Raw genomic sequence first — 25,374 nt, 5'->3', positions numbered from 1 at the left:
TGCTGCGTTACAAAGCGCTGGCGTAGAATGACTACGCTGCGCGCTTTGTGCCTTGCCTCAGGTCAAAATCCGCGCAAACGCGGTCGGCAAACCAAACGCCAACAGACCCTAGTCAGCGCGGCGTCATGGACTAAAGTGCAGACGCAGACATAAATTATGCATGAATTAAGCTGGGTCAAGGTGCTGATAACGCTGGATTGACTCGCTGATGAGGTGTTGACGCGACGTTGCTGAGCATGCTGCGCAGCAGCACCGTAGCGTCAAAGGCGGCGTTAGCTTTGAGTCGCCAGTTTGCGTGCTTGCCACAGTTGGCGAATTTGCCCGCCAAAAATATTAATCACCAAGCCGGTCATCAACAGCAACGCACCCCACCATTGCTGTGGTAGTAATTGCTCGTTCAGTAGCAGTGCGGCTGCGCTTAAGCCCACCCAAGGCACCAGTAAACTAAAGGGCGCAACCAGATTGGTTGGGTGGCGTTTAAGCAGTAAATTCCACAAACTCATCCCGAGTAGGGCGGCAAAAATGGCTTGATACAGTACCGCCAGCAACGACTGCATTGAGAAATGCTGCAAGGCAGTCATGATTTCTTGTGGGCCTTCTAGCCATAAACTCAAGCCAACAAAAGCAATCAACGGCGCAATCGAGGCCCAAACCATAAAGGCCAATACATCAAATTGCAGGCCTTTTTGTGTGCATTGCTTCAAAATCACATTGCCCATGGCCCAACCTGCAGCGCCTAGCAGTGTCATGATAAACCCAAGCAAAGTCATGCTTTGGCCGTGGCTGCTGCCAATCAGCCACAAGCCAATGCCAGCGATCAATAGGCCAATGAGTTGGCTGTGCTTGAAGGATTCTTTTAAGAATACGGCGGCAAAAATCAGCGTAAAAAAAGCTTGTGATTGCAACACCACTGACGCCAAGCCCGCTGGCATGCCGTTGGCCATGGCCGAGAATAAAAACCCCAGCTGACACAGCCCCCAAGTCAGGCCGTAAACAATTAAATAGCGCCACGGCAGATTAGGACGACGTAAGAAAAACACCGCAGGAAATACAGTTGCGGCAAAACGCAAACTGGCCAACAGTAGCGGCGGTAAACCCACCAAGCCCCATTTGATAATGACAAAATTAAAGCCCCACGTTAAAACAACGACGAGAGCGAGCAGGAGGTCACGAGCCGGCATGGTGGGTTTCCTTGTAGAGCACACTGATTGCAGTGTGCTTAAGCGTGGTAAGCACACTAGTTTAAATCTAAAGCCGATTTTGATGTATTGCGCTGTAGCGTAAATTATCCCAATCTCAGCAGCCTATACCCCCATTTTTTTGGTTTTTTGGTGCACCATCGGCGTTGGGTTTTAGGCGAGAGCGAGCGCCGGCCAGCTGGCGACAAGTTGCTCAATACTGCAAATTCGGGCAAATCGGCCACTTAACACCAGCTCGGTATGCGTTTTAATCTCGTTGGCGCTAAAGCTTTGCCCATTGGCGTGTTGCATGGCAAAAGTTAACGTGGCCTCGGTGACAAAATCAATTTGGTAGCCTAAATCAGACCCCACGCGTGCCGTTGTTTCGCAACATTGCTCGGTGCGGATGCCGCTGATGATTAAATGCTGGATGCCTTGTTGTTGTAGGTATTCGTGTAGTCCCGAGCCAAGCAGCGCGTTATGCACGGTTTTTTCAAACACCAGACCGTGGTGCGGTGGTAAGAAATCCATCGGCTTGACCCAACCGGATGCTTTTGAAAAATGACCGGTTTTTTTCAACGTGAAAAATTCGAATGACCGGAATGTGCTGGCGCTGACACGCCGTAATGAGCTCGATCTGCTTGGCTTGATACAGCGGCATATCGCTGGCATTAAAGTAGGGGGCTTGTAAAAAGGATTGCTGAACATCAATAACAAGCAGTGCGGATCTGGACATTTTTTACCCTTTAGCGATTTGCTGGCTGATTTTGAAAGCGACAGAAGCATTGTAAAACAAGGCATTGGCTAAAGTGAGCGCAAGAAACGACAAGATGGGGGACAAAACAGGACAGAATGTAGCGCGATTTGATTCGGTTGAGGGTATGTAGTGATTGCAGCTTGGCGGTGCGTCAATGAGAGGGCTGGCTTTATCGCAGTGCCGTTAGCTCAGCGATAAAGCCGTATCATTAAACAGCGATGCCACCAACCAGCAGTAATCCGCTGCAGGTGCCCATAAAAATCAATTCAATACGATCTTGCCGCGCCAGCAGCATTTGGCAAAACGAAATCGAGCAGGCTGCGCCCATTCCATACAATACAATTTCAGCGGTGCTCATTGAAAACGCCATTGATGTTGTTCGCATCCAGTAGAGCTGGCGCAATGAGCGAAGTTCCAACGCCGTTACAAAAATAAATGGGCCAGCGAGGACCTCTCAATGGTGGCGTTGCCAAACGTCTGCAGGGGCGAATAGTTAACTAACCGAATAGCTGTTTAGACCAATAAAATTCACGAAGATTTCACATTAAGTCAGCTATGGTGAAGCTGGTCTGATGTGATGGAGTGAATTCAATGGGTATCGCTTTAAGAATTAAACATAAATTATGGCTGCTAACGAGTTTGGCATTGCTGGGTGTACTGGGTATTGGGTTGGCGATGCTGTTATCGAGTCGACAATCCATGCTCGAAGATCGGGCGGCAAAGACTTTAAGCCTGATTGAGCTCGGCCATAGCGTGATCGAGCATTATGGCCAGCTTGAAAAAAATGGCAGCCTGTCAAAAGAAGCCGCGCAAGCACAAGCCAAAGCCGCGTTAAAAGACCTGCGCTATGACACAGACAATTATTTCAGCATTTATGATCCGCAATATCATATGGTGCAGCATCCGATTAAGCCTGAGCTCACCGGCAAGGACTTATCCGGGTTAAAAGACAAAAATGGCGTGCCGATTGTTGTTGAATTAGTCAAAGCAGCGCAAAGTGGCAACGCGCAATTTGTACGTTATCTATGGCCTAAGCCCGGGCAAGACACGCCAGTGGCTAAAATTTCCACCGCTAAACTGTTTCAGCCTTGGGGTTGGGTGATTGCTTCGGGGATTTATATTGACGATTTGGATGCGATTTTTAAGCAGCGAGCTTTATTTTTGGGCGGGGCTTTAGTGCTTGTGGCTGGCGTATTATTGCTAGCCTCGCTGTGGATTGCCCACAGTATTACCGCGCCATTAGATACGTTGCGCGTAGCGATGCAGCAAATTGCCGCCAGTGGCGATTTAACGCGCCGCGTAAAAATCAGCGGCAATCGGGATCTGGCCGAAATCGCCGATACCTTTAACGCTTTAATTGCCAGCTTGCAGCAATTATTAATGCGTGTGTCTAGTGCCACTCAACAGGTATCACAAACCACGGATGAATTGGTCAATGCATCACAAGCTGTTGAGCAGGGCTCGGTGGCGCAGCATCGCGCTGCGGCCTCGGTGACGGTGGCGATTGAGCAAATCAGTACCAGCATTGATCAAGTGGCTGCCAATGTGTGTGGCACCGCCGATGTAACGCGAGAATTACGTGAATTGGCTGGCCACGGCCGACAAGCGGTGAAGGCTGCTGCTGAAGAAATGCATCAAATTGCCAATGACATTGATTCTTCGGCTGGCGCGGTGCATAGCATGGGGCAGCGCTCTTTGCAGATTTCCGAAATCGTTGGCGTGATTCGCGAAATCGCCGATCAAACCAATTTATTGGCACTGAATGCCGCCATTGAAGCGGCGCGCGCTGGAGAAACCGGTCGAGGTTTTGCGGTGGTTGCCGATGAAGTACGTAAACTGGCCGAGCGAACAGGGCAATCGACGCAGCAAATCACCGAAACCATCCACATGATTCAGCAAGAAACGCAAAATGTGTGGTGGGTAATATCGAAAGCGTGAGTCAGCGCGCAAGGCAGGGTGCGCAATTGGCTCAACAAGCCGATCAGTTGGTTGAGCAATTAGATCAGCATTCGGCGCAAGTGGGGCCTTTGGTGGGCGAGATCTCCAGCGCCACGCAAGAGCAAAGCCGTGCCACGCAGCATATTGCGCGTAATGTGGAGGATATTTCGAGCATGGCAGAAAACAATGCTCGCGAAGTGGGCGGCGCCGCCAATTCAGTTCGCCAGCTTAAAGCGCTGGTGCTGGAGCTCAATGGTCGTGTTGAGCAATTTAAGGTATAGCTTTGTAGTGCAATGGCGATAAAGCGCAGAGGGATATACCTACAGCCAAATAAAAACCCGCCCGATGTGCTTAGCGCAGTCGGGCGGGTTTTTTTATTGCCGCAGCCATTGCTGGCTTTGCGCGGATTATTTCTCGACGCGAACGACGAGTTTGCCGAAGTTTTTGCCTTCAAGTAAGCCCATAAAGGCTTCGGGGGCGTTTTCAAGGCCGTGCACTAGGTCTTCTTTAAATTTGATTTTTCCTTCGCTTAGCCATTGACTCATGGCGCTAAAAAAATTCGCCGTAACGATGGCCGTAATCATCAAAAATAATAAAGCCTTGCATCTTGATGCGTTTTTTTAATAGCGTACCCATCAATAAGCCGAGTCGATCTGGCCCTGCTGGTAATTGGCTGTCGTTGTAATGCGCAATTAAACCGCAAACTGGAATTCGCGCGCCGACATTCAGTAGCGGCAAGACGGCATCAAACACCGCGCCGCCGACACTTTCAAAATACACATCAATCCCAGATGAGCAGGCTGCGGCCAATTGTGCGGCAAAATCGGCGTCTTTGCGATCGATGCAAAGATCAAAACCCAATTCATTGGTGACGTAGTCACATTTGTCTTTGCCGCCGGCAATGCCGATCACGCGGCAGCCTTTTAGCTTCGCAATTTGGCCAACAATCGCGCCTACTGCACCACTCGCCGCCGCCACCACCACGGTGTCGCCTGCTTTGGGTTGGCCAATATCGAGTAAGCCCATATAGGCGGTAAAGCCAGGCATACCCAGTACGCCAAGCGCCATCGAAGGCTGTGCCATTTCCAACGGTAAGATATTGACGCCCTCACCGTTGGAAATCGCGTAGTCTTGCCAACCGCTATAGCTGAGCACTAAGTCACCGACTTTAAATTGCGGGTTATTAGAAGCTGCAACGCGGGCAATCGTGCCGCCGACCATCACGTCATTGAGCGCAACTGGTGGCGCGTAAGAGGGGGCATCGCTCATGCGGCCACGCATGTAAGGGTCTAGCGACAGATACGTGGTGCGAAGCAGGATTTCACCCGCCGCTGGCGTTGGTATCGCCGATTCGATTAAGCGAAAGTCGGCGGGCGTTGGCGCGCCCACAGGGCGGGAATTTAAAACGATTTGGCGATTCATGCTCATTGGGCTTCCTTGAAGGTTAAAACGGGCCAGTCGGTGGCAACGTGGCCCGGGGCGAAGGCTTGGTTTATAGTGCGGCAGTTAAAATGTCGCGACTGACTTCAAGCGTTACATCTTGGCGTTCACCCAATTGCGTCATGCCGTGGGCTTCGAGCTGCTTAATGACGGCGTCGATGGCGGCTGGGCCTAAGTCGTAATCCGATAATTTGGTTTTGATGCCCATGGCTGCAAAGAAATCACGGGTTTTTTCAATCGCGGCGGCGATGCGCTCGTCTTCACTGCCGTGGTGTAGATGCCAAACGCGGTCGGCGTATTGCAACAGTTTTTCGCGTTTACTTTCGCTGCGTAGCATTAAGCTGGCCGGCAAGACGATTGCCAATGTGCGGGCGTGATCGATATCAAAAAGGGCTGTGAGTTCGTGGCCGATCATATGCGTTGACCAATCTTGTGGCACGCCCGCACCGATTAAGCCATTGAGTGCTTGGGTTGCAGCCCACATTAAATTGGCGCGTAAATCGTAGTCTTGTGGGCTGGCCAATACTTTAGGGCCGATTTCAATCAAGGTTTGTAATAGGCCTTCGGCGTAGCGATCTTGCACCATGCCATTAACGGGGTAAGTGAGGTATTGCTCAATGGTATGAACAAAAGCATCGACCACGCCGTTGGCGATTTGGCGCTCTGGCAAGGTGAAGGTTTTGCTTGGATCTAGAATCGAAAATTGTGGGAATACCAAAGGATTCATAAATGGCAATTTGGTTTGCGTGGCTTTTTGCGTAATCACCGCGCCATGATTCATTTCTGAGCCGGTGGCAGGTAACGTTAACACGGTACCAAAAGGCAAGGCGCTTTGAATGTTGCCACCAAAGTGGGTCAAGATATCCCAAGGTTCGCCAACAAAAGGTACTGCTGCGGCGATAAATTTAGTGCCATCAATCACTGAGCCGCCGCCCACTGCCAGCAGAAAATCGAGTTTTTCGGCACGAATCATCTCTACCGCTTGCATCAGTGTTTCATACGACGGATTAGGCTCAATGCCGTTAAATTCGTGCACTTCACGAGCGCCCAGCGCGGCTTTGACTTCGGCCAAGGTGCCGTTTTTGCGGGCGCTTTCGCCGCCGAGCAAAATCATCACGCGGGCGTTGGCCGGAACCAGTTGATCGAGTTGGCTAATGGTGTTGGTGCCAAAAACGATTTTAGTCGGATTAAAAAATTCAAAATTAGTCATGATAAAGCCTTTATTAGACCAGTCGTCTAGTTGGTAATTAAAAAATAAATCGCGGCGGCGATTTATCTTAAAGTCGGGTGATCAATAAAATGCCACGCGGCAAAACAGCATTGGCTGCCGCGTGGGTGAAAATAGTGCGTCATTCACGCAGGCTTAAAATATCTCGCGTGCTTTGCATTGCGCCCTCGAGCGCGCTGCGATCGCGGCGAATTTTGGTGAGCAAAGTCGCGCCCAACCAAATTTCGTATAAATGCAGTGCCGTTTGTTCAGTGCTGGCAAAGGGGGGTATTGAGCCATCTTGCTCGCCCTCGCTTAAACACTGAGCAATACGGGCTAATAATTGCTGAGTGCCACGCACTAAACTGCCGCGCATGCTTTCAGATAAATCCGACACTTCGGCGGCCAATTTTACGGTGAGGCATTGCCCATCGCGGTCGTCGCAGCTTTGGGTTTCTAGCCAACTGCCCCAGTACGCCAACATTCGCTCGCCAGCGTTTGAGCCTTGGGCATTAAAAATCTCATCCAAGCGCTGGCAGTAATTGGCAAAATAATCCTCCAGCAAAGCTTCGCCAAATGCTTCTTTGGATTTGAAGTAATGGTAAAACGAGCCTTTGGGTACGGCGGCAGCAGTTAAAATCTCAGTCAAACCGACAGCCGAAAACCCCTTGCCGAGAATAATCGGCTTGGCGGTATCCAAAATATGCTGACGTACGTCGATGTGTTCAGAAGTCATGAGTGCATCCTACACCAGACTAGACCGGTCGTCTAGTTGGGTTGCTGGGTCATTTATCGCATGATGTCAGTCAAAAGTTGGCGCACTCTATGCGCCGCGCGATTTTGATTGCTGGATTCAAAGCTGATGATGGTTTTTTCCAAGTGGTCAAATAGATCGAAGCGCTTTGTATCTAAAGCGCTCACATAAGGGTGCCCATTTTTCTCAGCCTCTTGCCGGTTTAGTACGTCAACGCCTAGTTGGAATGAATACAGCATTTGCCCTTGTTCTAAAGTATCGCTGTCAATTTTGCCTTCTTGGTGCAAAGCCGCAAAAAAAGAGCGCATTTCTTTGGCGGTGATGGCGTGGAGCTTAAAGCTTGATGATGAGTGAGGCGTAGCTTCTGCTCCTAACCCTGCGAGTGCAGAGGTGATAGAGCCAATTTTGCCGCTGGCATCGTAGCTGCCATGTCCGATATTTTTTGCGCCATATTTTAGTTCCCATTCGTCGGGGAATAATTGATCTCCGCCTTGTGGATGATTCAAGGGGAAATTGATTTCATACTGAATGTAGGCATCGCTGACTCGATAGCCGATAGCAGCCCATTTTCCTTTTGAATAGGCGGGATATTGTTCCGCTGAAATGAAGTCTGTGTGGTTTTTGTGATCGGGTTTTACGCCGCTAACCGTGTTATTGCTACTAATGGCAGGAATCGACATGCGGCTTTCCTCAGGCTTGAGTTTTTAGTTTGCGGCCTGGTTCGGCGGCGGTTTGAGTTAAAACATCGAGAATACGTTGATATGTTTTTACGCCTTGCTCATCGAGTCGGGAGCGGCATGATTCAATCGCCATTTCCATGTGCCCGATCAAGTCCCAAGTTTGTTGTGTGGCGGGATTTGATTTTCGATCTGAACCGTCTTCATTGATGTCTAGGCGGGCATGCAGGATGAGTCCCATCTCATGCAGACTCAGTTTTCCATCGTTATATAAATCGGTGGCAATTTTTGCCGCTTCAGCGGAAGTGACATGGTTCAAATCATACTGGGCGGAGTTACTATTCGGCGCATCTGGCAGATAAGGAATATGCGGTCTTTGTGCTTGCGGAAGGATTTGGAAGGGCATGCTGCTTGAGATTTGCATCATTTTCAACTTTAGCAATGTGATTGATTACTTTGTTTGAAAGCAAAATCAATACCAGAAAATCTCAAAGCACAATGCCGATGAATTAATCTTTTTGAATCCCAGTTGCAGGCAGGTAGCCATCAAACCGTGTGCTTTCGCCGTCAAAAACAAAGTCAGGCCGAGCGCCGGCCATCAGTGGGGCGAGGCGGGGGCGTTTGACGATGATGCGTTTTTTAGCGATCAGGCGCGCAGGGGCTAAGAGTGCATCGGCGTCTTCGTCGCCACCGATCAGCGTTTGAAAAGCGGCCATGCTTTTTTTGGATTTGGCGCGTTTGCCGGGTTCTGGAAACATCGGGTCTAGATACACTACGTCAAAGTCTTGCTCGGCCAGCGGCCCTAAGCCTTGCGCGCGCTCAGTCAGCCATTCACGGCCGTCGCCAAAATGCAGCGTCATTCTGGCAGCGATCTCGGCGGTTTGGGCATCCGCTGCGGCGCGCTTTAGGCCGTCACTGAGCAGTAAATACGCAATCGGCGTGCGCTCGATTAGCGTCATGCTGCAGCCTAAACTCGCTAGCACATAGGCGTCGCCGCCAAGGCCAGCGGTGGCGTCCAAAATACGCGGAATATATTCGCCCTTAATGCCGACGGCTTTGGCAACCGGTTGCCCACGGCCACCGCCAAATTGGCGACGATGCGCTGCCGCGCCTTTAACAAAGTCAACGCAAACAATGGCTTTGTCATGAATAGAAAGCAGCTCGAGCCGGTCGGTATTCCATTGCAGTATATGCGTAGCGTCTTCGGGTATGGTGTCCCACAGGGCAATACCCAGTTGTTGTGCTTGGTGGATGATGTCGATTGGGGCGGTGTGGCGTAGGCCGATCATGCGCTGGGTTCACTGTATTGGGAGATTGGGCGGTAAGGGCTGGGGCTCAGCCTTTGGGCGGTGTCTTGTTTATAAAACAGCACCATTTGGGTGTAAACATCGGGGTAGTGCGCTTGGAGGATTTGCGACGCTTCAAAAAATACTTCACTGAGTACCGCAAAGCACTCCGCCGGATTGGTGGCGGCATACAGATCGATGTCCGAGTGCTCGCCAGCATCCGCTTTGGTAGTTAAGTCGGCAAAGGCGGCGGTAAATGCGTTTTGCCATGCCGCTTCGCTCATGCCGGCGTGCAGCGCTGGATAACCATTGGCGTTGCCGCCGTTTTTCATGTCGAGTTTATGCGCTAATTCGTGAATGACGACATTCCAGCCATCTAAATGCGGCCCATTCATCACGTCGTTCCACGAAAACAGTACCGGCCCATCGCCGCGCGCTTGGCCGGCGAGCAATTGCTCACCTTCGTGCACCACGCCTATGGCGTCAACGTGGCGGTGGTCGGCGTAAAACGGGCGCGGGTAAATAATGATTTCCTGCCAATCGTCATACGCTTCAAAACCCAGATTTAAAATCGGCAGCACCGCTTGCGCCGCCAAAATCACGCGCATCGGGTCCGAAAATTCAATACCTTCGCTGGCTTGGATGACCTTGGTGTGTAAAAACCACGCGGCGAGTTCACGCAGGCGCGCTAATTCATTCACGCTGAGGTTTTTTAGCACCGGCATGGTGGTGGCAGGCAACCACAAAGCATCGTCAATCGGGTGCTGGGCGAGCCAATGATCACGGCGTTTGCGACGAAAGTAGTTGAGCATGATTTTCCTTAGATCGTCATCAACAAATGGGTCTCGCACCGCGCAATTCAAGTTGCGCAGTCTAATTTGTCGCGGGCTTGGTGTTTATTGAAATACAACAGTCACTAATGACTACTGTGTTCGTAAGAAAAGTACTTGTATTATCAACGACTAATGAGATTTGCTGACAAATCCACTACGGAGCGCGATGTAATGTGCCGAAGTAGATTGATATAAGCCATGTTTTAGGGGAGTTTGCACGATGTTAAATCGCAATCATGTCATTGCCGCTGTTGCTGTGGTTTACGGTTTGGTGATGTTGGGTTTGTTGTGGCTAGTCGGGCAAAGTAAAGATGCTGCGGTCAATGCATTGTTTTTTTCTGTGACCTTAATCATGGTGCTGGGTGGGTTGGCTTTACTGGCGGTATTGTTTTTTGGCTTGCAACGCTTGTTTACGCCTTTGGTGCAAATGAGTGACTTAATGCGCCAACATGCCAGCGATACTGCTGATTTTAGTGCGCGATTACCTGAAAAGGGTGACGCTGAAGTAGCGCAATTGGCCAAAGCGTATAAACTTTCCACCGATAAAGTGCAGCGCACGCTACGCGATGTGCAGCGCGAAATGGAAGGGCTGGCTCTGGGTTTGTCCGAGCTCACCGCCGTGACGGCGCAAATGGGTAAAGACACGCGAACGCAGTCTGATCATGCCGCTTCATCGGCGGCGACGGTGGAGCAAATCACCGTCAGCATTAACCACATCGCCGATCATGCCCGCGATATGGATCATGTGGTTGAGCAAACGCAGCAGTTATCGAGCGACAGTGCCGATTCGGTGCTGCGCGTCTCGGAAGAAGTTGGCAAAGTGTCTGAGGCGGTGGTGGCGTTAACGCAAACGATGGATGGCTTGGGGGCCAGCTCGCAAGAAATTAGCGGTATTGTGGGCGTGATTAAAGACATTGCCGATCAAACCAATTTATTGGCGCTGAACGCCGCGATTGAAGCGGCGCGCGCCGGTGATATGGGGCGTGGCTTTGCAGTGGTGGCCGATGAAGTGCGTAAATTGGCCGAGCGCACCAGTAATGCCACGGTAGAAATCGCGCATAAAATCGAATCAGTGGGCCGCGAAACCCAAAGTGCCGTGGGCAATATGGCGCTGACTGCCAATCGCGTGGCGCACAGTGTCACCATGGCCGAAGACGCACGTGGGCATATGTTGGGGATTCGTGAACACATGGGTAGCGTGGTGACGGCGGTGCGGCAAATTGCCGAATCAACGCAAGAGCAATCTTCCGCTACGCATACCTTAGCCAGCTCGGCCGAACGGCTGGATGTCATGACGCAAGCCACCGATTCGGCGTTGCAGCAAGCCAGCAACACCTTGAAGCATTTGGATGAGCGCGCCAAACGGCTATTGAAGTCGGTCGGGCAATTCAAGCTGGCCGATATTGAGGTGTTTCATAGCTGGGCAGCTTCCAGCGAAGCGCGCGCGGTATCGGAAATCAAGGCGCTACTTAATCAGCAAGGCCATCATTGGGCGGATGTGGCGGGGGATCATTCTGCGGCGATGATTAAATCGCGTATCACGATCGGCAATCCGCCAACTGCGGCTGCCATTGGTGGGGTGAAAATTCAAAACTGGGCCAAAGACGGTGGTTTGGCCGATCTCAATGCCGTTGCTACGCAACAAGATTGGCGTCGAATTTTACCGGCGGTGCTGGATAAAATGATGCAGGCCAATGGCCAATATGTGGCGGTGCCCTTGGGGGTGGCGCGGGTGAATGTGATGTGGATGAATGCCAGTGTGCTCAAGCGCGCTGGCGCGCAGCCGCCCAAAACTTGGGATGAATTTTTTGTGCTGGCCGAAAAACTGCGCCAACTGGGTACGCCGATGCTGGCTGTCGGTGAGCAGGCTTGGCAAATCGCCACTTTGTTTGAGGCGATTACTTGCGGTTTGGGCGGCGCATCGTTTTACCAATCGGCGTTTTGCCAGCTCGATTCGGCGGCATTGACCGGGCCGGTGATGATTCGCTGTCTTGAAACATTGCGTAAATTAAAACCGTATTGCACGCCCGATGCGGCTGGGCGCGAGTGGAATTTGGCCACGGCGGACGTGATTAATGGCCGGGCGGCAATGCAATTAATGGGCGATTGGGCCAAGGGCGAATTTGCCCAAGCCGGTAAAGTGCAAGGCATGGATTATTTGTGCCTGCCCGCGCCAACGCAAAACGGCGAGTACAGCTTTGCGGCCGATACTTTATTGATGTTCAAACAAAACGATCCGCGTTTGGCTGCTGCGCAGCAAGATTTTGTGTCGCTCTTAATGAGTAGCGAAGGGCAGGAAGTGTTTAATTTGTATAAAGGCAATATCCCCGCCCGCATCGATGTGAATATGAGCCGCTTTGACGATTACGCCAAACAGTCGGCGCGTGAGTTTGCCAGTGCGGCGAGTAAGCAAGTGTTGCTGCCGTCATGGGCGCACAATATGGCGGTGCAAGACAGTGTACGTGGCGCCTTGTTTGATGCGGTGGATGCGTTCTGGAAAAACAGCAATATGAGCCCGCAAGACGCGGCGCGGCGATTGCACGATGCCACACGGCGCACGGCGTAGTATTTGCTGCTGGCGGTAATAGTTGTGAGTTCGCCTGGATTTGTCGGTCTGCGCCTTGCCGTCAAATCAAGGCGCAGTGTAAGATCAAAAAATGCTTAAGTTCCGCTGCTTCTTTTTGCTATTGATTTCGCTGGTGCTGTCACTAAATGTGGCGGCGGCCAAGCAGTTGCCGTCGGCTGGCGCAGTGCTGTGCCATAACGCGGTGATTGAGACGCTCGCAAAAACAGAATGCCAGCAAGGGCAGCATGATCACGCGGCGAGTAATGCCAAAATGAGTCATTGCGGCGCCTGTGCTGCGGCATTGCCGATGCTACTGCCGCAAGCGCAGTTGGCATTGGCCGGAACGATTCAAAATAGTCATGATGCCATTATGCAGGTCGGTTTAAATCGGCCGCCGTTATTACCTCCTCCTCTACTGCGCGCTTAGGCGCGACTTAGGCGCTGCCCTCGCTTTATTGCTCTGAATAAAGCTGGGTATCGCTGCAGTTGTCATTCGTGTTTACTGATTTAAATGGCTTTGAGTTTTGCCGCTAGCGCCGCGCATGTTTGGCGGGCGTGATTCGGTTGAATGCCGCCGCGCGGCAGCAATAGTCCATTTAACGTCAGTTAATTCAATATGTATTGCTTTCTATGCTTTATAAATAATTAATTGCATGGCAATACCCCAGTCTATTGTGAATTGAGCCGCTGTTTGCTCAGTCTGTGTTTTAGAGGTGGTTTATGAATCGACGTCAGTTTTTATTTAGCTCTACCGCCAGCGGTGCTTTGCTGTGCTTGCCAACCGCTTGGGCCGCTATGGATCCAGCAATCGATCCAGCAATGGATCATTCTGCGCATCATGGTCATGGTACACATGGCAGCGCAGCCGCTATGCCGCAACCGTTAAAAACCGTGGCCGAGATGCCCTTGTTGCCCGAGTCGGCCTTGCCCGCGGGCCAGCCATTACAGGCATTAAAAGTTTTAAACAGCAGCAGCGCCAATAAAATGGCCGCCACGCTGACCGCTGCCGCGCATGAAGTGGAGTTAGTGCCCGGTAAAAAAACACCCATGTGGTTGTATAACGGCCAAGTGCCCGGCCCCTTGATTGAAGCGTTTGAAGGCGACGAAGTGGAGATTCGCTTTGTGAATCAGTTGGCGCAAGCATCAACGATTCATTGGCACGGCATGCCGGTGCCGCCAGAGCAAGACGGCAATCCGCATGATGTAGTGCCGGCGGGCGGTGAGCATGTGTATCGCTTTAAATTGCCAAAAAACTGCGCTGGTACGTATTGGTATCACCCGCATCCGCATGGCGACACGCCTGAGCAGGTGTATCGCGGTTTGGCCGGTTTATTTATTGTGCGCAGCAAAACCGATCCTTTGGCGGGATTTGCCGAGCAGCATTGGGTGATTTCTGACCTTAAATTGGCGGCCGATGCCTCGATTCCAGATAACACCGCCAACGACTGGATGAATGGCCGCGAAGGGCAGTTTGCGTTGGTCAATGGTCAGCGTGAGCCGGTGATAACCATTGCTGGCCGTCAGCGGGTGCGGGTGTGGAATGCTTGCAGCGCGCGCTATTTGCGCTTGGCCATTCCGGGGCAAAAAATCACCGTGGTCGGCAGCGACGGTGGTTTGCTGGAAAAACCACGCGTGGTGGAAGAATTGCTGCTGTTGGTGCCCGGCCAGCGCGCAGAATTGATTGTCGGTGACGGTAGCAGTGCCAAAACCACACTCAAAGCCTTGGTGTATAACCGCGAAAAAATGGGCAAGGTCGCGCCAGAAGTTGAGCGCGTTTTGGCCACGCTGCAATTCACCGCAGGGCCAACGCCCAAAGTACCGGCGACCTTACGAAAAATCGCTGATTTTGGCCGCGCCGTGGCAATGAAAAAAGTCGAGTTTAGCGAAACTATGAGTATGGACAACGGCGTGCATAGCATGGCGTTTTTGATCAACGGCAAAAGCTACGATATGAATCGCAACGATTTAGTCAGCAAAGTGAACGACGTTGAAGTGTGGGAAGTATTTAATAACTCGCACATGGATCATCCGTTTCATATTCATGGCACGCAATTTATGCTGCTCGATAGCGAGCTCAATGGTAAGCGTCAAGATGCGCCGTATCGCGCTTTGCAAGACACCATTAATTTACGGCCGTATGAAAAAGTTCGGCTCAAAATGGTGCAGCACGATAAAGGCCTGCGCATGTTCCACTGCCATATTTTGGAGCATGAAGGGCAGGGCATGATGGCGCAGGTGCTGATTAAATAATTCAATAAGTAGTCAGGCAAAAGTTCTGGTGCAGCGTTGCTTTGCCTTGCGCGAAAACGGTTGCCCAGTGACTTAGATTAATAGATTAATTCAGCGCCTTGGCGTGTAGCCAGAGCTGGCACCAAGGCGGTGAACCGTAAAAGAACAAAGGAAATACCATGTCTTTAAAAGCAATTTTGAGTGCAGTTTTATTTGCCCCCACCTTGGCGCTAGCGGCTTTTGCCAGCAGGCACTATGTATAAAGACCCGTATTGCGGCTGCTGCGGTGAGCACGCGAAATATTTGCGTGAAGCTGGCTTTGATATTAAAGAAGTAGTGCGTCAGGACATGCAAAGCGTGAAGCAGCAATACGGCACCGACATTGCCCAAAGTTGCCACACGATTGTGATGCAAGGCTATGCCATTGAAGGCCATGTGCCAGCCAATGCGATTCGTAAATTGCTCAAAGAAAAACCCAACGCCAAAGGCATTACGGTATCGGGCATGCCCGCCACATCACCGGGCATGGGCGACTATAAAGTCGGCACCATTGCGGTCGAAATTATTGGTAAAGACGGCAGCTTAAAGCCTTACGGTAAGTTTTAATTTACCCGTAAATTTTTGAAATTCCGCTTAAAAAAGCCCTCGTAATCAACGAGGGCTTTTTGTTGGTGGGTGTAGCGAACGCATCGCTTGAATGTCTATGGTGTTGAGCTCCTGCCGAACGATCAACCACATCATGTTGATGTATTGCCACGCACCCCTTGCAGGTAAAGGGCTGCAATTAAATACATCAATATTGTAGGGCGGGTTAGCCGAAGGCGTAACCCGCCACAATACTCCGCCATCACGAATGCAGTTCAGCGCGGGTCGCGACCCGCCCAATACGGCTATATCGTTTTTAAGTATTAATTGAAGTCAAACTGCAAAAACCAACACCTGCTGCCATGAAGCTTTTTCGTTTAGTAAAACAAACGTATTATCTCAGTCTAAACATTAATTTAAAGAGCCGTTAATGTCAGAGCACAGCAGTGAAGTTATTTGGGCGCGGAACGGACAAGATTTTATTGACAATAGGTATAGCCGAAAACATTTGCTTCGTTTTGACGGTGGTATCGAGGTGGCAGGCTCTTCATCGCCGCATGTAGTACCAATTCCAATGTCTGATGCCGCTGCGATTGACCCAGAAGAAGCATTTATATCTTCTATTTCTAGCTGTCATATGCTTTGGTTTCTCTCCATTGCCGCGAAACAAAAATTTTGTGTTGACCGTTATTTTGATAAAGCAATTGGCGTAATGGCAAAAAATCTAGACGGTAAAGTGGCCATGTCAGTTGTCACACTTAAACCTGAGGTCGTGTTTTCTGGCGAGACATTACCAACACAAGATCAAATTAATAACATGCACCACCAAGCACACGAAGCCTGTTTTATCGCAAACTCGATTAAAACCGAGGTTCGTCTAGAGCCAATATATCCAGACGCTTAGCAAGTGCATTACTTGTGGGCTTTGACCGAATCAATCGAGTCTGACCCCATTGATTTAAATAATTAACAACGCCATTGACTATATACACATTTGCAAAGAGACATTAGTTAGGCAAGTTCTAGATAATTAATCTGTGTTGCTGTATTGCTCACTACAACTAAACAAAGGTCAATCATGATAAATTCCACATTGCCACCGCTGATGACGCTGCGAGATGAAGTCATTATTTTAGATGACTCGTGAATCAAAGGGGTCAGAGTCGATTGATTCCACGGAAAAATAGAAATCAATCGAGTCTGACCCCATTGATTTCTGAAAATATAGGATGCGAGTGCGCTCGCATCCTATATCTATAAAAGGAAGAAAAATGAACATTACATCAACACTGCCACCATTAATTACTCTAAGAGACGAAGTCATAATTCTGGATGGTAACAATAGAACAGACGAAACAAAGAAGGGCAAAGATGGTCACGATTTTATATATGCCTCAAATCAACTAAACAAAGCTGGCGATGCAATGGAGTCGCTACAAACACAAATAAAATCATTTAAGAAAAACATAGAAAAAACGAATCCTGAAATGATAAACAAGAAATGGGACTTTATTACAGAAAATGGAAGTATAAAAATAATATCAACCGATCTAAAAGAAAAAGAAAGATCACAACTAGAAGAAAAAATAAATGCATCATCAACTATAAAGTCGTTAGCCGACACCATTAACAATGGGATTGCATATAATTACAGTAACACTTGGTACACAGGAGGAGACGGGAGCTCAAAATGGTACGGTAACTTGCATGACAAAATGGATGGGCAGGTTAAGTTTATGGATTTTCTAGAGAAAATAGACAAAGACAAAAAAACTTACGTTAGTACCAATCAAAACTATTACCGAGAAGCAATGCTTCTGTTTTCTGCTGATTATTTAACCCCAGAAGGGATAAATACTACAGCTTAATATTTACAAGCATGCGTGACCTAAATTAAGTGAATTAAAAGGATCAGACTCGATTAATTCCACGGAAAACTAGAAATTAATCGAGTTAGACCCCTTTGATTGCCCCGAATGATATGTAAGCCATGCGGCGTAATGCCTGCGGCGATTACGCCTTACGCCGTGCCTCGCTTGAAGCCTTACGGTAAGTTTTAAATTGAAAAGCCAACGCAGAGACGCAGAGTAAAACCAATTCAAACCTTAAATCGCTAACTGGTTGATGTTTGAATCGGTTTACTCCGCGTTTCTGCGTCAAAAAGCTTTTTTCAGTGAGATATTGCGCGTGATTGAGGGTGGTTTATTCGCCAATCGCCCCTTGTTCAATCAGGCGTAGCTCTGCTTGCGCGGTGGGTGTGAATGGATGCAGGTGCGATAAAAACTGCCGACTGGCCGCGGCCCATGAATAGCGCTCGGCGAAGCGGCGCACTTCATTGCGATCAATCCGCAGTGCTGCAATACAGGCTTCGTGTAGGTTTTCGTTTAAAGCGCCCGGGCCATCGCTGCCAATCACATCAATTGGCCCTGTTACGGGGTATGCCGCTACAGGGCAACCGCAGGCCATTGCCTCGAGCAATACCAGGCCAAAAGTGTCGGTTTTGCTGGGGAATACAAACACATCGGCGCTGCTATACACTTCGGCCAATTCAGCTTGATTGAGTACGCCTAACCAATGAATGTTTTTTTGTTCGCCAAATTTGGATTTGAGTCCCGCAGCGGCTGGGCCATCGCCGACCACCCATTTGCTGCCGGGTAAGTCTAATTCTAAAAAGGCTTCGACATTTTTCTCTACGGCAACGCGGCCAACGTAGACAAAAATCGGCGTGCGCGAATGCAGTTTATCGCGCCGACCGGGTTTGAATACCTCTAAATCCACGCCACGCGACCACATGACGACGTTTTTGATGCCGCGCTCGGTAAGATCTTTGACCACCACTTGCGTTGGGGCCATCACGGCTTGGGCGGCATTATGAAAACGGCGCAGCCAAGCGTAAGTGACGCCCAATGGAATGCCAAAACGCAGCTGAACGTATTCCGGAAAGCGCGAGTGATACGCCGTGGTGTAAGGTAGCTGATGCTTTAGGCTATAGGCGCGGGCGGCCATGCCCAGCGGGCCTTCGGTGGCGATATGTATCGCGTCGGGGGCAAAGTCGCTAATGCGCTGATTGACTTTGCGGCCGGGTAAAATCGACAGGCGAATGTCGGGATAAGTCGGGCAAGGAATGGTTTTAAATTCCAGCGGCGTGAGTAGCTCAACGGTATGCCCCATTTTTTTGAGCTCAGCCGTGGTTTGTTTGAGCGTGCGAACCACGCCATTAACTTGCGGTTCCCAAGCATCGGTGACGATTAAAATCTTCATGCTTTGATTCCTTATTGAGTAAAGGGTGATTAGTGGGGCGTGGTTGGATTGGTGTTGGTGCGCGCCGTGATCGGCGAGAGGGCGGTATTGCTTTGGTATAATTTGCTGATTTCGGCGTGGGCCTCAGCGTATTTTTTTTGCCAGCGAATAATCTTAAGTTCTCCGTTGGGCATTTCGACTAAGGCGCTCAGGCTCTCGACCCAGTCGCCATCGTTGCAGTATTCAATGCCATCGATAGTGCGGATTTCGGCATGGTGGATATGCCCACAAATCACGCCATCCAGACCGCGTTTTTTGGCTTCGTTGGCCAGTGCGTGCTCAAAATTATCGACAAAATGCACCGCTTTTTTTGACTTTGTGTTTGAGGTATTGCGATAAAGACCAATAGCTCAAACCCAAGCGCGCCCGCAAATGATTGAACCAGCGGTTGAGCTTGAGGGTGATTTCATAAGCATGGTCGCCCACCATCGCCAGCCAGCGCGCGCATTGAATAACGCCATCAAATTGATCGCCATGAATCACCAAAAAGCGTTTGCCGTTGGCCATGGTGTGAATGACTTCGTTTTCGATGCGGATGTCGCCAAATAACAAGCCGATAAATTGCCGTGCGCCCGCGTCGTGGTTGCCGGGGATGTAGGTGACTAGTGTGCCTTTACGCGCTTTGCGCAGGATTTTTTGAATTACATCGTTGTGGCTTTGTTGCCAATACCAGCTGCGCTGCATGGCCCAGCCATCAATAATGTCGCCGACTAGATATAATTGCTCCGATTCGGTGTGCTTTAAGAAATCTAAGAGATAATCGGCTTGGCAGCCTGCGGTGCCCAAATGCAGGTCGGAAATCCAGATGCTACGAAAACGCAGTTCAGATGCCATCGGTATGCACTCCGCTGAGGGTTCGTGAGCCATCATGCGGATCAAATATGACAATAGTGCGACGGTAAAATGAAGCTAATAAGACGTTTTATTTTCATGTATTGCGCTTGTTTTTATTTTTTAATTAATTTTCAAGAAAGAGACTGTAATGAATGAGGCAAAAGAGCGCCCCGATACCCCGTGTGTCGCCGTATGCTCAACGGGAATGGGCGATGATGTTTGCCAAGGTTGTCAGAGAACCATGCTGGAAGTGGCGCATTGGGTGATGCTCAGCGAGGCGGAGAAAGAACCGATCTGGCAGCGTTTGGAGCAATATTGGGCGGATAAAGGGCAGGTGCCGCCTTGGCAGTTGCGCGGTAAGTGACGTTTTTTTACGACGCTCAAGCTCGAAATCAGTGCGCTAGAGCGCGTTGAGCGTTGTCAGTAAGCCCTAAGCATGTTCAAGTTAGGTCGCGGCATACAATTAAAAAGGCGTTAACGCCAAAAACAGCAAAGGGATGAAGGATGCAAAACGGTAAGTTGCGACAATGGAAGAAAGACTTTGGCTTTATCGAGGTCGCCAATGGTGAGCGATATTTTGTGCATATCAGTACTCTTAAGCGCGGTGGCATTCATCAGCCGCGTATTGGTGACACGATATTTTTTACCGTAGGTAAAGATAAGCAAGGCCGCTCGCGCGCGCAAATGGCGGCCAGCAGTGCTGAGCAGTTGGCGAAAAACCAAGCGCGGCGTGAGGCTAAGGCGGTTGAGGCTAAGGCGTCGCGTTTTGATTGGGTGGATTATTTGGCGATGGGATTGATGCCGATCACACTGCTGTTGCTGGTCTGGTCGCCGCTGCGCTGGGTGTTGTTGTCGCTATTTGTGGTGATGAGCGCAGCGAGTTTTGCGCTGTATGCTTTGGATAAAAAGCAGGCAGCCCGTGGTGCTTGGCGTATTCCTGAGGCGGTGCTGCATTTTATTGCCACATTGGGTGGCTGGCCGGGCGCATGGGCTGCGCAGCAAGTGTATCGACACAAAACCCAAAAAAGGTATTTTTCGAGTGATGTTTTGCTTGAGTATGTTGATTAACCTCGTCGGCTTGAGTGAGGTCATGATCTCGAGTGTGGCGCATTGGTTTTAATGCGGATGTAAAAGCCGCAGCAGTAGGGCTAATACCCGTTTTATGACGGCACTTTAATGGTCGGGGGCGGCTATGTGGAGTGGTGGATTAGTCTGATTTTTTTGTACATGCATAAAGGGGAGTTCGTTTTGATTATTGCAAATACACCAACCTTGGTGACGTTTACGGTTTATTTGGTGGGCATGCTGGCGATTGGCTGGTTGGGATATCGTGCAACCAATAATTTATCGGATTACATTTTAGGTGGACGAAGTTTAGGTAGCTTTGTCACGGCGCTGTCGGCAGGGGCGTCTGATATGAGTGGCTGGCTGTTAATGGGCTTGCCAGGGGCTATTTTTTTGGTGGGTTTGTCTGAGGCTTGGATTGCAATTGGTTTGCTGATTGGGGCGTATTTAAATTGGCGCTTTGTTGCAGCTAGGTTGCGAGCCTATACCGAGCAATGCGGTAATGCATTGACTTTACCTGACTATCTGAGCAATCGCTTTGAAGACAAAAAGCCATATGTTGCGGATTGTGACGGCGGTGGTGATTTTGGTGTTCTTTACGCTGTATTGCGCTTCGGGTGTCGTGGCTGGGGCGAGACTGTTTGAGAATATGTTTGGTTTATCGTATGAAACTGCGTTGTGGGTCGGTGCTGCGGCGACGATTTCTTATGTGTTAATTGGTGGTTTTTTTGGCGGTGAGTTGGACCGATACGATTCAAGCCTCATTGATGATTACGGCCTTGATTTTAGTGCCGATGATGGTGATTTACTCGGACGGCGGTTTTTCGGCGGGTGTGGCACATATTGCGATGGTGAGTCCTAAGCATTTGGATATTTGGGGCTCTTTGGATGCGGTGGCGCTAATTTCTTTGCTGGCTTGGGGTTTGGGTTACTTTGGCCAACCGCATATTTTGGTGCGATTTATGGCCGCGGAATCGGTGGACGTGATTCCACAAGCGCGCCGTATCAGTATGACGTGGATGTTTTTGTGTTTATTGGGTGCGGTTGGCGTGGGGTTTTTTGGTTTTGCTTATTTTGCACAACATCCAACGATGGCGCTGGGTGTGAATGCTCAGCCTGAAACGGTGTTTATTGAATTGGCCAAGCAATTATTTAATCCATGGTTGGCGGGTTTGTTTTTAGCGTCGATATTGGCGGCGGTGATGAGTACGTTGTCGTGCCAACTATTGGTGTGTTCGAGTGCCCTGACCGAAGATATTTATAAGAGCTTTTTACGTAAACAAGCTTCGCAAAATGAATTGGTGTGGTTTGGTCGCGCCATGGTGCTGCTGATTTCCTTGGTGGCGATTATTTTGGCGTCCAATCCAAATAGCCAAGTGTTAAAAATGGTGAGTTATGCTTGGGCTGGTTTTGGCGCGGCATTTGGGCCAGTGATTATTTTGTCGTTATTGTGGCAAGGCATGACGCGTAATGGCGCTTTGGCTGGGATTATTGTTGGCGCGCTCACGGTGTTGATTTGGAAGCAATATGCTTGGTTCGGTTTGTATGAAATTGTTCCCGGCTTTGTGTTGTCTACTTTTGCGGTGATCTTGGTGAGTAAACTAGGCCAGCCGGTTTCGGCAGAAATGCGTGCGGGTTTTGCGGCGGTGAATGCCATTATGCGGCAAAGCCGTGATGGCGCTTAAAGTATTAAGTGGTATTTAAACAGCGGCCAGTAGGCCGCTTTTTTTGTGCGCGATGTTTGTGTTGGTGCTTAATGGTTGGTGTTGGATGCGCGGGTTTTTAAAAATTGCGCCACTTTGGCGGCGACTTGTTTGTTGATTTGCACTAGCAGCTCAGTGTCAATCTGCTGGCAGCCATGTTGCTGGCGCAGGGTTTTTAATAGGTGCGTGATGAGCGCAACGGTGACTTCGGCGTCGGCTTCGGCGCGGTGGGCGTTGCCGTTAAAGTGAATGTTGAGTGCTTTGGCCAGTTCGCCCAGTTTGTGGCTGTGCATCTGCGGCAATACTCGGCGCGACAGCAGGAGCGAGCAAACCAGTTGTGAATGGCGCGGCGTCAGACCAAGGTGTTGGCTTTCGGCCAGCAGGAACTTTTGATCAAAGCTGGCGTTGTGTGCCGCCAGCGCATCGTTGCCGATAAAGTCAATCAGCGCTGGTACGACCTCGCGGGCTTGTGGGGCGGCATTGACCATGGCCTGCGTGATGCCGGTGATTTGTGTAATTTCGCGCGGAATGCGCACGCCGCAATTGACTAGCGTTACCAATTTATCCACCACCTTGCCGTTGATCACGCGCAGTGCGGCGACTTCAGTAATGCGTGCGCCCATCGCAGGGGATAGGCCGGTGGTTTCAAAGTCTAAAACCACAAGAGGGGAATTGAGCATGAAGTCCTTGTTCGGTGCTGACTGAATTAATGTGGAATCAATGTGAGGTGAGTGGGTATATGCCTGCGATTTTTTGATGGGATTAATTTGCAGACATATACCTGCTTATTGGAATACGCCAAGGTGACGGCGAATGCCGGCAAGGTAAATCGCGGGATCGGGCTGCGTTTGGTTGCGCTGCGCTTGCCAGATCATTTCGGCTAGACAGTCGAGCATGATGTGTAGTGCTTTATGCGCGTCGCCTTGTTGCTGATGCAGTTGTTGGTATAGTTGCCGCACGCCAGCGGGTTGATCGATTGAGAGTTGCTCGGCCAGCGCCAGATGCAAGCTCAGATGCAAGAAAGGATTGGTGTCGCCATGCTCGGGCGGCCAATCGTGATCAAGATAATCAATGCTCAAATAGTTGTGGTATTCCGGGTGCGCCATCAAAACATCAACCAGTACCGCTTCTAAGTCAGCGAGCGCTTGGTTTTGTAGGTGTTTTTGCCAGGTTTGAATAAAAAAACGGCGCGCTTCGTCGCGGCTGGGATTAAATAACATAGCGTTGATCAGGGTCTTTAGTTTGCAATTGCAAAGCCGGCGTAGCAACACGGCTTAGCTGGCTGTAGTTGCTCGCAGTCAATCGGCTTGGGCCAATATTGCTTTGCATTGTGGGTTGGGTTTGCTGGGTTGGTTTAGTCAAAAAGTGCAATGACCACGCTATTGTCAACTACTTGGTTGCTTTTGGCGAGCGGTACAATCTGGCCATTGCCGTAAAATCCAGCAAAGGGTACGCCCGGTAAGGCGCAGCGAATCGCCGACCAATCGGGTTCGTGTAAACCATTGCCGGCAATCACCCGGCGGTGGCCTGAAATGATTAAAGCCCATTTGGGTTGTGGTTTGCCGGCTAGGCGCCGCATCAATTGGAGCCCTAGGTCATGGCTGGCCGATTGGCTGTCAAAGTGCCCCCAACACAATTGCATCGCGGGTGGTGCGGCATGCGCGAGCATGACCGATTGTTTGCGCTCATCCACCCCAATTACGGGGATCCATGTGGTGTGAGTGCCGTCGTTCAGGCCCGCCATTAGGTGGTGTAAGGGGTGTAGGTTTAGCCAAGGTTTGAGGGTGAGATAAGCCGGCTGATGCTCAAGGCTGTCGAGCATCAGCCCGTTGCTGGCGGTGATGGTATAAAACGGGCTGAGTGCTTGAAAGCCTTGCGAGACGATGATGTCGCGAGGGGTGAGCGGGGTTTGGATAAATCCAGTGTGCGGGCGGCCTTGTTGCCAGATGGCGTAAGCGCCTTGACCGGTGGCGTCCCCAGCAATGCCGCCAAAGCGCCGACCGCCTTGATTGAGCCATTGCGAATTGATGGTGTTCGGTGCGGCCAATGAAAAATAATCGCTACTGCTCGGGCGCTGCATTTGCGCGGGTAGCACCAGCGCGGCAGCAGCGGGAGCGTCGAGCGACCAATCTTGATCACTAAATACGCCAGCGGCACTGGCGCCAAAAATGTCAAAGCTGCCAGTCACTTGCGTGACCGCTCGTAAGCAATTGCTGATATCGTGCTGAAAGTGCATCGATAAAAACAAATAAATTGAGCCCGCTTGGCTGAGTCCGCCGCGTGCCATGGCCGCGCTGACTGCGGCAATCGCCACTTGCGGCGTGGGCCGTGGGCCGTGAGCGTAGCCACTGGCAATGTGCATAGGTCGTCCTTGGTGGCGATATGAGCTGGGGCTGAGTTTAAGTCCAGCGACAATACACGCAATAAGAATAAACGAGTAAGCCATGCAAAGTATTTATGATTTTTCTGTCACAACGTTGTCAGGTCAAGTGCAGCCGATGGCGGATTTTCGTGGGCAAGTGTTGCTGATTGTGAATGTGGCCAGTGCCTGTGGGTTTACGCCGCAATATGCCGATTTGCAGCAGCTCTATCAGCAGTATCGTGAGCGCGGTTTGCTGGTGCTGGGCTTTCCGTGTAATCAGTTTGGCGGGCAAGAGCCCGGTAGTGCCACTGAGATTGCCCAGTTTTGCCAATTGCGCTTTGCGGCCGATTTTCCGATGTTTGCCAAGATTGAAGTCAATGGCCCTCGGGCTGAACCCTTGTTTACTTACTTAAAGCAGCAACAAGCTGGTTTTTTTGCGTTTAGGTCGGATTCATTGGAATTTTACCAAGTTTTTAGTCGATCGCGAAGGGCGCGTGGTGGGGCGATTTGCGCCGCATCAAAAAGTCAGCGCTTTGGTGGCGCAAGTTGAAAGCTTGCTTGGTAAATAAGCGTGCGGCGAATTGATTGGCATTGATGGGAAAGGGCTTTTAGGGTAGAATTCGGCCAATTTTGTATGTGTGAAACGGGGTGGGGCAACCT

28 protein-coding genes and 2 pseudogenes are annotated in these 25,374 nt (G+C 50.4%); 12 read left to right on the top strand and 18 right to left on the bottom strand.

What is annotated here, in order from left to right:
* Positions 1-272: 272 nt before the first annotated feature.
* The 3 genes from GKO28_RS01490 to GKO28_RS01480 form a co-directional block, all read right to left on the bottom strand.
* Positions 273-1,181, bottom strand: a complete 909-nt coding sequence (locus tag GKO28_RS01490; RefSeq protein WP_182075119.1) for an EamA family transporter — start codon at positions 1,179-1,181, stop codon at positions 273-275.
* Positions 1,182-1,352: 171 nt separating this feature from the next.
* A complete protein-coding gene (locus GKO28_RS01485; RefSeq protein ID WP_247646662.1) occupies positions 1,353-1,850 on the bottom strand; it encodes an isochorismatase family protein in 498 nt (165 codons plus the stop codon).
* 293 nt (positions 1,851-2,143) lie between these two features.
* A complete protein-coding gene (locus tag GKO28_RS01480; RefSeq protein WP_182075118.1) occupies positions 2,144-2,293 on the bottom strand; it encodes a hypothetical protein in 150 nt (49 codons plus the stop codon).
* A 233-nt stretch (positions 2,294-2,526) separates the two neighbouring features.
* Here GKO28_RS01480 and GKO28_RS01475 point away from each other — a divergent pair, with 233 nt between their 5' ends.
* On the top strand, positions 2,527-3,873 hold the full coding sequence (locus tag GKO28_RS01475; protein WP_182075117.1) for a methyl-accepting chemotaxis protein: 1,347 nt from the start codon (positions 2,527-2,529) through the stop codon (positions 3,871-3,873).
* Positions 3,852-4,154 (top strand): hypothetical protein, encoded by a 303-nt coding sequence (locus GKO28_RS01470; protein WP_182075116.1) that lies wholly within the window; start codon positions 3,852-3,854, stop codon positions 4,152-4,154. Before GKO28_RS01475 ends, GKO28_RS01470 begins: the two co-directional genes overlap by 22 nt.
* Before the next feature lie 126 nt (positions 4,155-4,280).
* Here the strand turns inward: GKO28_RS01470 and GKO28_RS20860 are convergent, their stop codons facing one another.
* From GKO28_RS20860 to GKO28_RS01435, 8 genes are all read right to left on the bottom strand, one after another.
* Positions 4,281-4,418 carry a zinc-binding dehydrogenase gene (locus tag GKO28_RS20860; protein WP_282099195.1) on the bottom strand — a complete coding sequence of 46 codons (138 nt, stop codon included), beginning with the start codon at positions 4,416-4,418 and terminating at the stop codon, positions 4,281-4,283.
* 4 nt (positions 4,419-4,422) lie between these two features.
* Entirely contained in the window at positions 4,423-5,301 is an 879-nt protein-coding gene (locus GKO28_RS01465) for an NADP-dependent oxidoreductase (RefSeq protein WP_282099194.1), read from the bottom strand.
* Positions 5,302-5,365: 64 nt separating this feature from the next.
* Positions 5,366-6,523, bottom strand: coding sequence for an iron-containing alcohol dehydrogenase (locus tag GKO28_RS01460; protein WP_182075115.1), 1,158 nt, complete (start codon positions 6,521-6,523; stop codon positions 5,366-5,368).
* Between the two features lie 139 nt (positions 6,524-6,662).
* Positions 6,663-7,256 carry a TetR/AcrR family transcriptional regulator gene (locus GKO28_RS01455; RefSeq protein ID WP_182075114.1) on the bottom strand — a complete coding sequence of 198 codons (594 nt, stop codon included), beginning with the start codon at positions 7,254-7,256 and terminating at the stop codon, positions 6,663-6,665.
* Positions 7,257-7,309: 53 nt separating this feature from the next.
* Positions 7,310-7,954, bottom strand: coding sequence for a hypothetical protein (locus GKO28_RS01450; protein WP_182075113.1), 645 nt, complete (start codon positions 7,952-7,954; stop codon positions 7,310-7,312).
* Positions 7,955-7,964: 10 nt separating this feature from the next.
* A complete protein-coding gene (locus GKO28_RS01445) occupies positions 7,965-8,378 on the bottom strand; it encodes a hypothetical protein (RefSeq protein ID WP_182075112.1) in 414 nt (137 codons plus the stop codon).
* A gap of 82 nt (positions 8,379-8,460) precedes the next feature.
* Positions 8,461-9,240 (bottom strand): class I SAM-dependent methyltransferase, encoded by a 780-nt coding sequence (locus GKO28_RS01440; RefSeq protein WP_182075111.1) that lies wholly within the window; start codon positions 9,238-9,240, stop codon positions 8,461-8,463.
* On the bottom strand, positions 9,237-10,049 hold the full coding sequence (locus GKO28_RS01435) for a zinc-dependent peptidase (RefSeq protein ID WP_182075110.1): 813 nt from the start codon (positions 10,047-10,049) through the stop codon (positions 9,237-9,239). Before GKO28_RS01435 ends, GKO28_RS01440 begins: the two co-directional genes overlap by 4 nt.
* Before the next feature lie 241 nt (positions 10,050-10,290).
* Between GKO28_RS01435 and GKO28_RS01430 the strand changes: the two genes are divergently transcribed.
* The 6 genes from GKO28_RS01430 (at position 10,291) to GKO28_RS01405 (ending at position 17,318) form a co-directional block, all read left to right on the top strand.
* On the top strand, positions 10,291-12,636 hold the full coding sequence (locus GKO28_RS01430) for an extracellular solute-binding protein (RefSeq protein ID WP_182075109.1): 2,346 nt from the start codon (positions 10,291-10,293) through the stop codon (positions 12,634-12,636).
* Positions 12,637-12,727: 91 nt separating this feature from the next.
* The gene (locus GKO28_RS01425) at positions 12,728-13,063 is read left to right on the top strand and encodes a hypothetical protein (protein WP_173533736.1); all 336 of its coding nucleotides are present in this window, start codon (positions 12,728-12,730) and stop codon (positions 13,061-13,063) included.
* Between the two features lie 293 nt (positions 13,064-13,356).
* Positions 13,357-14,886, top strand: a complete 1,530-nt coding sequence (locus tag GKO28_RS01420) for a multicopper oxidase family protein (protein WP_182075108.1) — start codon at positions 13,357-13,359, stop codon at positions 14,884-14,886.
* Positions 14,887-15,120: 234 nt separating this feature from the next.
* The gene (locus tag GKO28_RS01415; protein ID WP_203563821.1) at positions 15,121-15,471 is read left to right on the top strand and encodes a DUF411 domain-containing protein; all 351 of its coding nucleotides are present in this window, start codon (positions 15,121-15,123) and stop codon (positions 15,469-15,471) included.
* 409 nt (positions 15,472-15,880) lie between these two features.
* Positions 15,881-16,354: an OsmC family protein gene (locus GKO28_RS01410; RefSeq protein ID WP_182075107.1), complete on the top strand. Its 474-nt coding sequence runs from the start codon at positions 15,881-15,883 to the stop codon at positions 16,352-16,354.
* Positions 16,355-16,721: 367 nt separating this feature from the next.
* The gene (locus GKO28_RS01405; RefSeq protein WP_182075106.1) at positions 16,722-17,318 is read left to right on the top strand and encodes a hypothetical protein; all 597 of its coding nucleotides are present in this window, start codon (positions 16,722-16,724) and stop codon (positions 17,316-17,318) included.
* 334 nt (positions 17,319-17,652) lie between these two features.
* Here the strand turns inward: GKO28_RS01405 and GKO28_RS01400 are convergent, their stop codons facing one another.
* The 3 genes from GKO28_RS01400 to GKO28_RS01395 are packed head-to-tail and all read right to left on the bottom strand — an operon-like array spanning position 17,653 to position 19,584.
* Entirely contained in the window at positions 17,653-18,711 is a 1,059-nt protein-coding gene (locus GKO28_RS01400) for a glycosyltransferase family 1 protein (RefSeq protein WP_182075105.1), read from the bottom strand.
* A gap of 29 nt (positions 18,712-18,740) precedes the next feature.
* A complete protein-coding gene (locus tag GKO28_RS18965; protein ID WP_247646257.1) occupies positions 18,741-19,052 on the bottom strand; it encodes a UDP-2,3-diacylglucosamine diphosphatase in 312 nt (103 codons plus the stop codon).
* Complete coding sequence (locus GKO28_RS01395) at positions 19,036-19,584, bottom strand: UDP-2,3-diacylglucosamine diphosphatase (RefSeq protein WP_247646256.1); 549 nt, start codon at positions 19,582-19,584, stop codon at positions 19,036-19,038. The genes GKO28_RS18965 and GKO28_RS01395 overlap by 17 nt, the downstream gene beginning before the upstream one ends.
* A gap of 148 nt (positions 19,585-19,732) precedes the next feature.
* On the opposite strand from GKO28_RS01395, the gene GKO28_RS01390 reads away from it, so the two are divergent.
* The 3 genes and pseudogenes from GKO28_RS01390 (at position 19,733) to putP (ending at position 22,334) form a co-directional block, all read left to right on the top strand.
* On the top strand, positions 19,733-19,948 hold the full coding sequence (locus GKO28_RS01390; protein WP_173533742.1) for a DUF1289 domain-containing protein: 216 nt from the start codon (positions 19,733-19,735) through the stop codon (positions 19,946-19,948).
* A gap of 140 nt (positions 19,949-20,088) precedes the next feature.
* Complete coding sequence (locus tag GKO28_RS01385; RefSeq protein ID WP_182075104.1) at positions 20,089-20,652, top strand: DUF1294 domain-containing protein; 564 nt, start codon at positions 20,089-20,091, stop codon at positions 20,650-20,652.
* A 159-nt stretch (positions 20,653-20,811) separates the two neighbouring features.
* Positions 20,812-22,334 (top strand): annotated as a pseudogene (putP, locus tag GKO28_RS01380) (sodium/proline symporter PutP).
* A gap of 68 nt (positions 22,335-22,402) precedes the next feature.
* Here putP and GKO28_RS01375 read toward each other — a convergent pair.
* From GKO28_RS01375 to GKO28_RS01360, 4 genes are all read right to left on the bottom strand, one after another.
* Positions 22,403-23,032 carry a PolC-type DNA polymerase III gene (locus GKO28_RS01375; RefSeq protein WP_182075103.1) on the bottom strand — a complete coding sequence of 210 codons (630 nt, stop codon included), beginning with the start codon at positions 23,030-23,032 and terminating at the stop codon, positions 22,403-22,405.
* Between the two features lie 105 nt (positions 23,033-23,137).
* Entirely contained in the window at positions 23,138-23,572 is a 435-nt protein-coding gene (locus GKO28_RS01370) for a DUF1841 family protein (RefSeq protein WP_182075102.1), read from the bottom strand.
* Positions 23,562-23,714: a hypothetical protein gene (locus GKO28_RS01365; RefSeq protein ID WP_203563820.1), complete on the bottom strand. Its 153-nt coding sequence runs from the start codon at positions 23,712-23,714 to the stop codon at positions 23,562-23,564. The genes GKO28_RS01370 and GKO28_RS01365 overlap by 11 nt, the downstream gene beginning before the upstream one ends.
* Positions 23,707-24,714 carry an FIST N-terminal domain-containing protein gene (locus GKO28_RS01360; protein ID WP_182075101.1) on the bottom strand — a complete coding sequence of 336 codons (1,008 nt, stop codon included), beginning with the start codon at positions 24,712-24,714 and terminating at the stop codon, positions 23,707-23,709. Before GKO28_RS01360 ends, GKO28_RS01365 begins: the two co-directional genes overlap by 8 nt.
* 82 nt (positions 24,715-24,796) lie before the next feature.
* Here GKO28_RS01360 and GKO28_RS01355 point away from each other — a divergent pair.
* Positions 24,797-25,283, top strand: a pseudogene (locus tag GKO28_RS01355) (glutathione peroxidase).
* Positions 25,284-25,374: the final 91 nt, after the last annotated feature.

It is taken from the genome of Deefgea sp. CFH1-16, from assembly GCF_016881365.1.
Lineage (GTDB): Bacteria > Pseudomonadota > Gammaproteobacteria > Burkholderiales > Chitinibacteraceae > Deefgea.
This window is presented reverse-complemented; position numbering and strand designations above follow the sequence as displayed.